We start from the raw sequence: 13,123 nt of genomic DNA, 5'->3' as shown, positions 1-13,123 counted from the left end.
CGATTCAGACGACGGCCAGCGGAAGTGCGCCCGGCGTCACCGGGGCCGGCAGATCCGACTCCCCCATCAGAAACGTGTCGACCGCATGCGCGGCGCTTCGGCCCTCGGCGATCGCCCAGACGATCAGTGAGGCACCGCGATGGGCATCGCCGCAGACGAACACGCCGGGGGTGTTGGTCTGCCAGTCCGAGCCGCACGGCAGTGCGCCGCGCCGGTTCAGCGTCAGGCCCAGTTCGTCGAGGAGTGGCATGTGTTCGACACCGTCGAAACCGATGGCCAGCAACGCGAGTTCACAGGGAATTTCCATCGGATCGCCGACCGGCGTGATGACGCGGCGCCCTACCGGGCTTTTCATGTCGCGCTCGACCTTGACCTCGGCGATCTGAAGCGCACGGAGCTGACCGCTGTCGTCGCCGACGAATCGCTGGACGGCGACCTCGTAGCGTCGATGCCCGCCCTCGGCGTGGGCCGGTGAGAGCCGGGTCCGTAGCACGATCGGCCAAGTCGGCCACGGAGTGCGCGACTCGTCGCGGGTTTCCGGCGGTTCGGGGTTGTAGTCGAGCTGGGTCACCGACAGTGCGCCCTGACGGTGTGCGGTGCCGAGGCAGTCGGCGCCGGTGTCACCGCCGCCGATGATCACGACGTGCTTGCCCTTCGCGCTGATCGTGCTGGGCCCATCGCCCTCGCATTCCTTGTTCGCGGACACCAGGTGCTCCATCGCCAAATGGACACCCTTGAGATCACGACCCTCGACCTGGTAGTCGCGTGCACGCAGCGCGCCGACCGCCAGCACGACCGCGTCGTACTGCGCGCGCAGTTGCTCGACGGAGATGTCGACGCCGACTTCGGTCTCGGTGACGAATCGCGTTCCCTCCGCACGCATCTGAGCCAACCGCTGATCCAGCGTCGCTTTCTGGAGTTTGTACTCGGGGATGCCGTAACGCATCAACCCGCCGATGCGGTCGTCACGCTCGTAGACGGTCACCTCGTGGCCGGCGCGCGTGAGCTGTTGTGCCGCGGCCAATCCCGCCGGGCCGGAGCCGACGATCGCGACACTCTTACCGGAGGCGATGGCGGCGGGCTGCGGTTCGACGATGCCGTTGAGCCAGGCATGGTCGGCGATGGTCTGCTCGATGCGCTTGATGGTGACGCTGCCGCCGGTCTGCTCCTCCGAGATCGACAGCACGCACGCCGCCTCGCAGGGTGCCGGGCACAACCGGCCGGTGAACTCGGGAAAGTTGTTGGTGGCGTGCAGGCGGTCGCTGGCCGCGTCCCATCTGCCGCGGCGCACCAGATCGTTCCACTCCGGAATCAGGTTGCCCAGCGGGCAGCCCGCGGTTCCGGAGTGGCAGAACGGTATTCCGCAGTCCATGCACCGACGGGCCTGCTGGGACACCTCGGCGGCGCGCCGGTTCGGGTCCTGCTGTTCGTAGACCTCGCGCCAGTCGCCGACGCGTTCGTCGACCGGACGTTTGGCCGCCTCGACCTTCGGAACTCTCAGGAATCCGGTGGGATCAGCCACGGCTGGCCTCCATGATCGCAGTGTCGACGTCGCGCCCCTCGCGCTTCGCGGTGAGTGTGGCCTGCAGGACGCGCTGGTAGTCGCGGGGCATGATCTTGGTAAATTGTGTACTGCGCCTTGGCCAGTCCGACAGCAGTGATGTCGCCAGGCTGCTGCCGGTGAACTGAGCGTGCCGGGAGATCACGTCGCGCAGCCACGCCAGATCTTCCGGGTCGAGATGCTGCAACTCCACCATCTCGGTGTTGACCCGTCTCGGGTCCAGGCCCAGGACAAAGGCGATGCCGCCGGACATGCCCGCGGCCATGTTGCGACCGGTCTTGCCGAGCACGACGACCCGGCCGCCGGTCATGTACTCGCACGCGTGGTCGCCGACCCCCTCAACCACCGTCAGCGCACCCGAGTTTCGGGCGGCGAAGCGTTCGCCGGCCCGACCCCGCAAATACACCTCACCCGACGTCGCGCCGAACAGCAGCGTGTTGCCGGCGATCACGTTGTCCTCGGCCAGGAACAGCACGTCGTCCGGCGGTCGCACGATGATCCGACCGCCGGACAAACCCTTTCCGACATAGTCGTTCGCGTCGCCGACGAGTTCCAAGGTGATGCCGGGTGGCAGGAAGGCGCCGAGCGACTGGCCGGCGGAACCGGTCAGGGTGATGTGGATGGTGCCGTCGGGAAGACCCTGTGCGCCGAAACGCCGGGTCACCTCGGAGCCCAGCAGCGTGCCGACGGTGCGGTTGACGTTGCGGATCGGTAGTTCGAGTCGGACGGTATGCGCGTCCTCCAGTGCGCCCTCGGCGAGCTGGATCAACGTCTGGTCCAGTGCCTGGTCCAGTGCGTGGTACTGGTCGCGGACCTTGCGGCGGGGCGCGGCTTGGCCGGTGTGCCCGTCGGCGGGCACTGCGAAGATCGGTGAGAGGTCCAGGCCCCGGGCCTTCCAATGCTCGACACTTTTGTCGGTATCGAGCAGCTCGGCGTGGCCGATCGCCTCGTCGAGGGACCGGAATCCGAGCTCTGCCAGGTATTTGCGGATGTCTTCGGCGATGAAGCGGAAGAAGTTCTCGACGAACTCGGGCTTGCCGGTGAACCGGGCGCGCAGTTCCGGGTTCTGCGTGGCCACGCCGACCGGGCAGGTGTCGAGGTGGCAGACCCGCATCATGATGCAGCCCGACACGATCAGCGGTGCGGTGGCAAACCCGTACTCCTCGGCGCCGAGCAGCGCGGCGACGATGACGTCGCGCGCGGTGCGCATCCCGCCGTCGCACTGAACCGTGATCCGGTCGCGTAACCCGTTGAGCATCAACGTCTGCTGAGTCTCGGCCAGCCCGATCTCCCATGGTGCGCCGGCGTGCTTGAGGCTCGTCAGGGGCGCGGCTCCGGTGCCGCCGTCGTACCCCGAGATCAGCACGACGTCGGCATGCGCCTTGGACACGCCGGCGGCGACGGTTCCGACGCCGACGCTGCTGACGAGCTTGACGTGGATGCGCGCCTGGTCGTTGGCGTTCTTGAGGTCGTGGATCAGCTGAGCGAGATCCTCGATGGAATAGATGTCGTGGTGCGGCGGCGGCGAGATGAGACCGACGCCCGGGGTGGAGTGCCGTGTCTTGGCGATGTTGGGATACACCTTGAAGCCCGGGAGTTGCCCGCCCTCACCGGGTTTCGCGCCCTGTGCCATCTTGATCTGGATGTCCGTCGCGTTCACCAGGTAGTCGCTGGTGACGCCGAATCGACCGGAAGCGACCTGTTTGACGGCGCTGCGGCGCGTGGGGTCGTAGAGACGATCGGTGTCCTCGCCGCCCTCCCCCGAGTTGGATCGGCCGCCGAGGTTGTTCATCGCGATCGCCATCGTCTCGTGGGCCTCGACCGAGATGGAGCCGTAACTCATGGCGCCGGTGTTGAATCGCTTGACGATCTCCTCTATGGGCTCCACTTCGTCGAGCGGCACCGGCGGCCTGAGCCTCTTGAACTCGAACAGGCCGCGCAGGGTCCCGCCTTCGCGGGAGAGGCGGTCCACTTCGTCGGAGTACCGCTGGAAGATGTCGTGGCGCCCGGTACGGGTCGAATGCTGCAGCAGGAACACCACTTCGGGTGTGAACAGGTGCAATTCGCCTTCTCGCCGGAACGCGTAGTCGCCACCGACCTCCAGGCGTCGGTGCACGCGCTCGGTCGGGTTCTCCGGGTAGGCCCGGCGGTGGCGCTGTTTGACCTCCTCGGCGATCACGTCGAGGCCCACACCACCGAGTTGGCTAGGAGTGTCGGTGAAGTACTCGTCGATGACGGCCTTGTCGATGCCGACCGCCTCAAAGGCCTGCGCGGCCGTGTAGGAGGCGACGGTGGAGATACCCATCTTGCTCATCACCTTCATGACGCCCTTGCCGAGTGCCTTGCAGTAGTTGCGTACTGCGGCGGCGGGTTCGATTCCGGTGAGTTCACCTTCGCGGACCAGGTCCTCGATCGACTCGAACGCGAGGTAGGGGTTGACCGCGGCCGCGCCGAAGCCGATGAGCATCGCAATGTGGTGCACCTCGCGGGCATCGCCGCTCTCGACGACCAGTGCCACGGTGGTGCGTTCCTTGGTCCGCACGAGGTGGTGGTGAACGGCCGAGACGGCCAGCAGCGACGGGATCGGCGCACGGGTGTGGTCAGAGTCCCGATCGGAGATGACAAGCGTTCGTGCGCCTTTGGCGATCGCCTCGCAGGCTTTGGTGCGGAGGTCTTCGAGGGCCTCGGCGAGGCCTTCGCCGCCGCGTTCGACGTCGTAGAGGGCCTTGAGCACGGTGGTGCGTAGGCCGGGGTGTTCGCCGTCGTCGTTGATGTGAACGATCTTGTTGAGCTCGTCGTTGTCGAGAACCGGCCAGCGCAGCACGATCTGGCGACAGGACGCGGCTGACGGTTCGAGCAGGTTCTGCTCCGGGCCCATGATTCGGGCCATCGACGTGACGATCTCTTCGCGGATTGCGTCCAGCGGCGGGTTGGTGACCTGTGCGAACATTTCGACGAAATAGTCGTAGAGCAGTCGGGATCGTTGTGAGAGGACCGCGGCCGGTGTGTCGGTACCCATGGATCCCAACGGTTCTGCCCCGGCGGCGGCCATCGGTGTGAGCAGAACGCGCAGATCCTCTTCGGTGTAGCCGAAGGCGATCTGGCGTTTGACGACGTTGTCGTGGTTGGGCTGCACACGGGTGCGGTCGGGCAGGGTGGCGATGTCGAGCAGTCCGGAGTGCAACCATTCGCCGTAGGACTCTTGCGCCGACAGGTCGGCCTTGATCTCGTCGTCGGAGACGATGCGCCCGGCCGCGGTGTCGACGAGGAACATCTTGCCCGGCTGCAGGCGGCCCTTGGCGACGATCTGCGCCGACGGCACGTCGAGCACGCCGCTCTCGCTGGCGAGGATGACGCGGTCGTCGATCGTGCGCCACCACCGGCCGGGACGTAATCCGTTGCGGTCCAACACCGCGCCGACGACTGTGCCGTCGGTGAAGGTGACACAGGCGGGGCCGTCCCACGGCTCCATCAAGGACGCGTGGAACTGCCAGAAGGCACGCTCGGCGTCGTCCATGGTGGTGCTGTTCTCCCAGGCCTCCGGGATCATCATCAGTACAGCGTGGTGCAGGCTGCGGCCGCCGAGGTACAGCAGTTCGAGCACTTCGTCGAAGGAGGCAGAGTCCGAAGCGTCCGGCGTGCAGATCGGGAACAAGCGGGACAGATCGCCGGGGATGTTGGCGCTGGCGAGCATCGCTTCCCGTGCGCGCATGCGGTTTCGGTTGCCGCGGACGGTGTTGATCTCACCGTTGTGGGCCACGTAGCGAAATGGGTGCGCCAAGGGCCACGACGGGAACGTGTTTGTCGAGAACCGGCTGTGCACGATCGCGATGGCACTGCGGCAACGCTCGTCGCGCAGATCCGAAAAGTACTGCGGCAGCTGCTTTGTGGTGAGCATGCCCTTGTACGCCATGGTGCGGCTCGACAGCGATGGGAAGTAGACGCCTTCGCGCTCGGCCCGCTTGCGGAGCGGATAGACGCGTCGGTCGAGGTCGATTCCGCCGACGTCGCTCGTCGACGTCACGAACAGCTGCTCGGCGTGCGGCATGCAACTCAGCGCGGTGGCACCGAGATTCGCGCCGAGAGGGTCGATCGGCAAGAGGCGCCAGCCGAGAACCTTCAGCCCCTCGTCGTCTGCGATGGCTTCGACGGTTTCGCGGGCGGCCGCGCGGGCCGCGGGCTCCTGCGGCATGAAGCAGATGCCTGCGGCGAAGGTGTTGCTTCCGTCGAGCGCGGGGGCCGGGAGGTCGAAGTCGACAACTTCGCGCAGCAGGTCGACGGGCAACTGGATAAGGATTCCGGCACCGTCGCCACTGTTGGTCTCGGCGCCGGCGGCGCCGCGATGGTCGAGATGTTCGAGGGCGGTCAATCCGTCGGCGACGATGGAATGCGAACGTCGCCCCTGGATGTCGACAACCATGGCGACACCACAGGAATCCGCTTCATTGGCCGGGTCGTAGAGACCTTGGGGCTCGGGGAATGCCGAAAACAGCATCGTGGGGCACCTTCGCAGTCCGGAAGAGTTTCATGTCCGGGACTGCACCGGCCCGCAGCCGATTGTAACAGCGCGGCTATGGGCTCACCCGTCGAGAACCGTGGGGACCAGCGGGAATCCGGGCAGATTGCGCATCACGGTCCAGGTCAGGGCTGAGACGACAATCACGACGATCAACGGGGCGTTCAGCAACGGTTTGTTTCGACGCCACCGGACCAGAAGCCACGCCATCAATAAGGGAAGGCCGACGAGCAGGTAGACATTGTCGACGACCGCTGCGGCCAGGTCGCCGTGCAGTAGGTCGTGCGTCATGCGCAGACCACCGCAGGCGGGGCAGTCCAAACCGGTGATCGCCTTGAACGGACAGGCAGGGAAGACGAAACTCGGGCGATGTGGGTCGCCGATGCCGATATAGGCCAGGGCACCAGCCAACACGGCGCCGGTACCGAGTGCGCCGTACAGCCGCTTGCGGCTCGTGTCGGCGCTAGGTGCCATCGCGCAGAGGGCGCCCCTGTGGATCGCGGACTTTGTCGGTGAGCAGCATGACGGCGTCGATGATGCCCCAGATGATGGCGCCGATACCGCACGTGATCAGGCCGACGACCAACTGGGCGATACCGAGCCCGGTATAACCGAGGTAAATACGGCCGATCCCGACCAGTCCGAAGAGTCCGAGCAACTGCAACAGGCCCGCGACCAGTTTGGACTTGTCGGAATAGGGCTCCCCCGTGATGGGGTGACGTCCGTAAGGCGCCAGCGGGTCGCCGTATGCCGACGGGTAACCCCCGGGGGGCGCGCCGTACTCGCTGCCTGGCGGGGGCGGGTATTGCGGCTGGTAACTCGGCTCCTGAGGGGGCGTGCTGCCATGCTCACTACCACCGAACTGCGGCTCCGTCATGGCTCCCAGCATGCCAGACAGGGGTGTGCCAGTCAGTAAGAATTCTGTGGCGCATTGACCCCGAGGTGTAGCCCAGGCATGCGCGGGCGTTTGCCGAAACCCGCGGTCGTGGCGAGATGGGTCAACGGATTGTCGCTCAGGAGGATTCGCTGGAGCGACTGCGGAATGACTTCGCGGTCCCCGATGGTCGGGCGTGTCAGAACGGTGGCGGTTGATAGTTGGCGGCCAGCCAGGCTTGTCGCTGCCGCTCTTCTTCGGCGATCAACTCGGCGCGCTCGCGGCGTTCGGCCTTGATCCGGTCGCGAAGGTCGTCGTCACGCGTCTGTTTGCGCCGGGGCATCATCAAGGTTCGATCGGCGGTGTCGTCGGAGATATCCGCGGGAACGTCGAGCTCGCCCGTCGACTGTCCGAGCGCTGGAAACATGCTTGCGCCATGGGGTTCGCTCCGCCACACGTGTCCTGTCGGAGCTATCAACTCGATTGTGCCGTCGGACAGCTGTCGATCCGTCCAACCACGAGGCCCACTGAAGAACGTCTTGAGCAGATGGTGAGTCCGGCAGTAGTGCTTGGTGTTCGACGGATGCGTCGGCCCCTGGGGCCAAGGCGTGGTGTGGTCAACGTCGCAATGTTGCACCGGCTTGTCGCAGCCCGGCCATCGGCACGTTAGGTCCCGCCACTGGAGGAACTCCCGCAGCGCGAGGTTGGGCCGGTAGCTGTTGCCGCCCTTGGCTTCCGGGGTGGGCACGGTCAACGGCTTCGATTGCGCGGTCTTGGCTACCCTGCGAACCGACTCGGCGGGCAGGACTCCGAACCCTTTCAGGTAACCGGGTTTGTCGCTGGTTCCATCGACAGTGCCTTGTTCGGCCAGCAAATGGATGACCGCCGACTCAACGGCCGCGCGCTCGGCGGCCGCCGGGCAGTCGTCAAGCCCACATTCGCAAGGCAGTGTGGCCTCCATGCGAGAAAGCGGACCACAAGCGTCAGCGCGGCGCTGATCCTTGGTTCGAGGGTCGTTGTCGCACACTGTGGCGGCCAAAGCGTCGAGCCTGGCATTCAGCGCCGCACCGTCCTCGGCGCGTAGATTGCCAGTAAGCCAAGCCATTCCGGGGTCACCCGGTTCGATCTCGACGTGGCGATTGTTCTCGGATCGGCGCGGCACCCGCACCGCCTCCGGGTCGAAGCGCGTGACGAACATGTCCACGCGGTCAACCAATTTGGGACCCGAGAGCTTCATCCACTTCTCGGCTCTGGCAGCCAAAGCCTCGTCGAGCGCGGGCATGATGTCCGGTTCCACGTTCTGAGTACGCGACATGATGGTGGCCACTACCCGGTAGTCGATCCACCCCCGCCGAAAGATCTCAGCCACACGGGGGAGCCGCTCGCGCAGATCCTTCGCGGCATGGACTTGACCGAGTGCGCGGGCATGACTGATGTTCTGCACCGGCGATATCTCCGCCGCCACGACGACCGCGACGTCGGTGAAGAACATCCTCGCTTCCTCATGTTCCCTCTCGCGCCGCGCATAGAGTTCGGCCACGAGCGCCAGCCTGCGCCCCATCGCCGCAGCCTCCTCGCGAGCCTCTTCACCCATGAGGGTGAGAAGATCGCCACTGGAAGCATCCTCGAACATGTGTTCGACACTACTCGAACACTATGACACGACAACACATTCGAACGGTGGCCTGGGGATAACCCGGAAAAGTGTCTAGCCTCTCCGGCGGCGGCGCAGCCACTTGCGCACTCGCCCGCCGTCCGAGGTCTCGGCATTGTCTGCGGGCTCTTCGGATGCGGCTTCGCCCTCGACGGCGCCAACACCGCTGACCTCGGCAGTGTCGGCTTCGTCGGTTGATTCTTCGGCTGTCGCCGCATCTTCCGTCGCTTGCGCGTCGGTCGGCTCCGTGGCTTCGGCCTCCGCTTCGTCGGCTAGCTCCGCGGCTGTCGCCTCACCCTCGACGGCGGACTCGTGTGCCTCAGCGGCGTCGGCAATCGCGTCGCCGGCCTCCTCGCCTTCGACGGTGCCCACACCACCGATATCGGCGGGCTCACCGGAGTCAGGCGCTTCTTGGCCTTCCGCGGTGCCATCGCCCTCGGCCTCGGCACCTACCGATGCCTGCGTGTCGGTCGGCTCCTCGGCTTGCGCTTCCGCCGCTCGCGCCAGCTCTTCGGCTAGCAGCTCATCCTCGGCGGCTGGCTCACCGGCTTCGTCGGCTTCTGCCTCGGCCTCATCGGCCAACTCCTCGGCTGCAGCCTCGCCCTCGACGGCGGACTCGTGCGCCTCTGCGGCATCCGCGAGCGCGTCACTGGCCTCTTCACCCTCGACCGCACCGACACCGTCCGCGTCAGCCGCCTGCCCGGCTTCGGCGAACTCCTCCGCCTCAAGAATCTCCTCGGCAGGCGCCTCGTCCACCTCGTCACCGAGGGCTTCGGCCGCCGCGACCGCCTCTACCTCATCGGCTTCTGCCTCGGCCTCATCGGCCAACTCCTCGGCAGCAGCCTCGCCCTCGACCGCGCCCTCGTGTACCTCAGCCGCCTCCGCGAGCGCGTCACTGGCTTCTTCACCTTCGACCGCACCGACACCGTCGGCGTCGGCGACACCACCGGCGTCGGCGGCACCACCGACTCCGGGGACCGCCGCGCCGCTTACGTCCGCGCCTCCAAAGGGCTCTTCCGCGGCAACGACGTCCTTCCGCCCGCGCTTCGGCCAGAACCGCAACCTGCGCCGTTCCTTCGCCGGCGGCGTCGCAACCGTCTGCGCGGCCGCAACGTTCGCCAACTCTTCGGCTGCCGCCTCGCCCTCAACCGCGGATTCGTGCGCCTCGGCGGCGTCGGTCAGCGCATCACTGGCCTCCTCGCCCTCGACGGCCCCCACGCCGCCTTCGGCCGCCGAGCCCGCATCCGCGAATTCCTCCGCTTCGGCGATCTCCTCGGCCGGCGCTTCTTCCACCTCTTCGGCCAGCGCCTCGGCCTCCGCGACCGCCTCGAAGTCCGACTCGTCGTCGCCCTCGGCCGCGAACTCTTCGGCCTCTTCCAGGTCCTCCGCCGGCACACCCGCGACGTCCGCGCCGAGCTCTTCGGCCGACACGTCCTCGGCGGCGGTCGCCTCGTCCTCGGCAACGTCTGCCGTGAGCGATTCGGCGCTCACCGATGTCTTCGATGTCTCGTCTTCCTCAGCGGCGGCCTTGGCAGCGGCGAACACACCTGTCGTCGACGCCACCGCGGCCAACTCTTCGGTGAGGTCTTCGACGGTCGGCCGTTCCGGCTCTGCCGTACCCCTGAGGGACGCCGGATCCTCTCGGCCCTTCGGCGCGGCCATGATGTACACGACGGCACCGATGAACACGAACGTCGCAGTGAAAGAGTTGATCCGGACACCTTCGATCAGCGTCGCATCGTCGACCCTCAACAGCTCGATCCAGAACCGGCCCACGCAGTAGCCCGCGACATACAACGCGAACAGGCGACCGTGCCCGAACTTGAAACGCCGGTCGACGTAGATGAGAACCGCGAAAACCAGCAGATTCCAGAGCAGTTCGTACAAGAACGTGGGATGGACGAGGTGAACGACTTCGCCGGTCGACACGCCGTTGAGATTGTCGATCATGCCGGATGAATCTCGGCGCTCGTAGATCTTCAGCGCCCAGGGCAGCGTCGTTTCGGCGCCCCAGAGCTCCTGGTTGAAGTAGTTGCCGAGGCGGCCGATCCCTTGCGCCAGAATGACTCCCGGCGCGACAGCGTCCGCGAACGCCGGCAGCGGAATGCCTCTGCGCCGGCAAGCGATCCACGCGCCGACGGCGCCGAAGGCGACCGCGCCCCAGATTCCGAGACCACCGTCCCAGATTCGGATCACGCCGGCCAGGCCGGCACCGTCGTCCCCGAAGTAGCGCCACCAGTCGGTCGCCACGTGGTAGAGCCGCCCGCCGATCAACCCGAACGGCACAGCCCACAAGGCGATGTCGTAGATGACACCGCGTTCTCCCCCGCGTGCCTCCCAGCGCCGGTCACCGATGATCAGCGCCGCCACAATGCCGACGATGATGCAGATCGCGTATGCCCGAATCGGCACGGGACCGAGCTGCCAGACGCCCTGAGCCGGGCTGGGGATGGCGGCCAAGACACTCGTCGTCACGCAGTAACCCTTCGCCTGACGCCGTCCGCAAGCTCGGCTGTCAACGCTCCCACCGCGTCGACACCGTTCTGCAACGCCGACACCAATGCCGAACCCACAATGACCCCGTCGGCGTACGCGCCGATCTCAGCCGCCTGGGCTCCCGACCGCACCCCGAGACCCACGCCCACCGGGATATCCGACACGGCCTTCACTCGGCGTACCAGTTCAGGGGCGGCCGTGGACACCGCGTCGCGCGCACCGGTCACACCCATCGTCGATGCGGCGTAGACGAATCCGCGTGATGCCTGCACCGTCATCGTGAGCCGTTCCGGTGTCGATGACGGCGCGACGAGGAAGATCCGGTCCAGATCGTGGGTGTCCGAGGCGGCGAGCCATTCGTCTGCTTCGTCAGGGATCAAATCGGGAGTGATCATCCCGAGACCGCCGGCCGATGCCAGATCTCGGGCGAATGCGTCGATGCCCCACCGCAGCACGACGTTCCAGTACGTCATGACCACGGCCCTACCGCCCGCATTCGTGATCGCCTCGACCGCGGCCAGTGAATCGCGCACTCGCACTCCGCCGCGGAGCGCGGCCTCGGTGGCCGCCGCGATCGTCGGGCCATCCATACCGGGGTCGGAGTACGCGACGCCGACCTCCACGAGGTCGCATCCGTTTTCGACCAGCGCCGTCATCGCCGAGATCGAGCTGGGCACATCGGGAAATCCGGTGGGCAGGTAGCCGATCAGCGCGCTACGCGCCTCGCTTCGGCAGGTGTCGAACAACGGCGCCAGCCGACTCACGGCGCACCGTCCAGCAGACCGAACCATTTCGCCGCGGTCTCGACGTCCTTGTCGCCACGTCCCGACAGATTCACCAGCACGATCGCCCCGGGCCCGAGCTCTTGCCCCAACTGCAAAGCACCCGCGAGCCCGTGCGCCGACTCGATCGCGGGAATGATTCCCTCCGTACGGCAGAGCAACGAGAACGCGTCCATCGCCTCGGTGTCGGTGATCGGCCGATACTCTGCGCGGCCGATGTCCTTGAGAAATGCGTGCTCCGGCCCCACGCCTGGATAGTCCAAACCCGCTGAAATGGAATGTGATTCGATGGTCTGACCGTCCTCGTCCTGCAACAGGTACGAGAACGAGCCCTGGAACGCACCCGGCGATCCCCCGGTGAAAGTTGCTGCGTGCCGCCCGGTTTCGACGCCGTCGCCGGCGGCCTCGTAACCCACCAGCCGCACGTTGGGGTCGTCGATGAACGCGTGGAAGATCCCTATCGCGTTCGACCCGCCGCCGATACAGGCTGTCACCGCATCGGGCAGCCGGCCAGCCTGTGCCTGGATCTGGGCACGCGCCTCGAGCCCGATGACCCGCTGAAAGTCGCGCACCATCGTCGGGAACGGGTGCGGTCCGGCGGCCGTGCCAAAGCAGTAATAGGTGTTGTCGGCGTTGGTCACCCAGTCGCGGAAAGCTTCGTTGATCGCATCCTTCAACGTCTTCGAGCCCGCCTCGACCGACACGACCGTCGCCCCCAGAAGGCGCATCCGCGCGACGTTCAACGCCTGGCGCGCCGTGTCGACGGCACCCATGTAGATGATGCACTCCAGGCCGAGCAGCGCGCACGCCGTCGCGGTCGCCACACCATGCTGCCCCGCGCCGGTCTCGGCGATCACCCGGGTCTTGCCCATCTGCCTGGCCAACAGGGCCTGGCCGAGGACGTTGTTGATTTTGTGAGATCCGGTGTGGTTGAGGTCTTCTCGCTTCAGAAAGATTCTGGCGCCGCCGGCGTGCTCGGACAACCGTTCGGCTTCGTACAGCGGTGACGGGCGGCCGCTGTAGTGCCGCTGCAGCCGATCCAACTCGTCGAGAAAGGTCTGGTCCCCACGCGCCTTCTCGTAGGCGGTGGTGACCTCCTCGATGACGGCCATCAGCGCCTCGGCGACGAATCGCCCGCCGTAGACACCGAAGTGGCCGCGCTCGTCCGGGTCGTGGGCGGTGGGTTCCGCTACGGCCGCGCTGGAACGGGGCAGCTCAGGCCCGGCGAGATCGGCCACTT

General features: G+C 66.5%; 8 protein-coding genes. All 8 read right to left on the bottom strand.

The features are described from left to right. Positions 1–4: 4 nt before the first annotated feature. Positions 5–1,522: a glutamate synthase subunit beta gene (locus AU197_RS24255; protein ID WP_064406234.1), complete on the bottom strand. Its 1,518-nt coding sequence runs from the start codon at positions 1,520–1,522 to the stop codon at positions 5–7. Further along, the gene (gene gltB / locus AU197_RS24250; RefSeq protein WP_064406232.1) at positions 1,515–6,056 is read right to left on the bottom strand and encodes a glutamate synthase large subunit; all 4,542 of its coding nucleotides are present in this window, start codon (positions 6,054–6,056) and stop codon (positions 1,515–1,517) included. Before gltB ends, AU197_RS24255 begins: the two co-directional genes overlap by 8 nt. A gap of 84 nt (positions 6,057–6,140) precedes the next feature. Continuing rightward, positions 6,141–6,551 (bottom strand): DUF2752 domain-containing protein, encoded by a 411-nt coding sequence (locus tag AU197_RS24245; RefSeq protein ID WP_064406230.1) that lies wholly within the window; start codon positions 6,549–6,551, stop codon positions 6,141–6,143. Beyond that, positions 6,541–6,954, bottom strand: a complete 414-nt coding sequence (locus AU197_RS24240) for an NINE protein (RefSeq protein WP_064406424.1) — start codon at positions 6,952–6,954, stop codon at positions 6,541–6,543. The genes AU197_RS24245 and AU197_RS24240 overlap by 11 nt, the downstream gene beginning before the upstream one ends. Positions 6,955–7,150: 196 nt before the next feature. Next, positions 7,151–8,584: an HNH endonuclease signature motif containing protein gene (locus AU197_RS24235; RefSeq protein WP_064406229.1), complete on the bottom strand. Its 1,434-nt coding sequence runs from the start codon at positions 8,582–8,584 to the stop codon at positions 7,151–7,153. Positions 8,585–8,659: 75 nt separating this feature from the next. Further along, positions 8,660–11,080 (bottom strand): prolipoprotein diacylglyceryl transferase, encoded by a 2,421-nt coding sequence (gene lgt / locus AU197_RS24230; RefSeq protein WP_064406227.1) that lies wholly within the window; start codon positions 11,078–11,080, stop codon positions 8,660–8,662. Beyond that, positions 11,077–11,892, bottom strand: coding sequence for a tryptophan synthase subunit alpha (gene trpA, locus AU197_RS24225; protein WP_197415642.1), 816 nt, complete (start codon positions 11,890–11,892; stop codon positions 11,077–11,079). The genes lgt and trpA overlap by 4 nt, the downstream gene beginning before the upstream one ends. Next, positions 11,862–13,121, bottom strand: a complete 1,260-nt coding sequence (gene trpB, locus AU197_RS24220; protein WP_064406224.1) for a tryptophan synthase subunit beta — start codon at positions 13,119–13,121, stop codon at positions 11,862–11,864. The genes trpA and trpB overlap by 31 nt, the downstream gene beginning before the upstream one ends. Positions 13,122–13,123: the final 2 nt, after the last annotated feature.

Source organism: Mycobacterium sp. IS-1590, from assembly GCF_001500025.1.
GTDB lineage: Bacteria > Actinomycetota > Actinomycetes > Mycobacteriales > Mycobacteriaceae > Mycobacterium.
This window is presented reverse-complemented; position numbering and strand designations above follow the sequence as displayed.

What these genes read in the sequence shown, in the direction of transcription:
- gltB (WP_064406232.1), bottom strand. Translation starts at nt 6,056, where the DNA reads ATGCTGTTTTCGGCATTCCCCGAGCCCCAAGGTCTCTACGACCCGGCC.
- AU197_RS24235 (WP_064406229.1), bottom strand. Translation starts at nt 8,584, where the DNA reads ATGTTCGAGGATGCTTCCAGTGGCGATCTTCTCACCCTCATGGGTGAA.
- AU197_RS24240 (WP_064406424.1), bottom strand. Translation starts at nt 6,954, where the DNA reads ATGACGGAGCCGCAGTTCGGTGGTAGTGAGCATGGCAGCACGCCCCCT.
- trpA (WP_197415642.1), bottom strand. Translation starts at nt 11,892, where the DNA reads ATGGTTCGGTCTGCTGGACGGTGCGCCGTGAGTCGGCTGGCGCCGTTG.
- AU197_RS24245 (WP_064406230.1), bottom strand. Translation starts at nt 6,551, where the DNA reads ATGGCACCTAGCGCCGACACGAGCCGCAAGCGGCTGTACGGCGCACTC.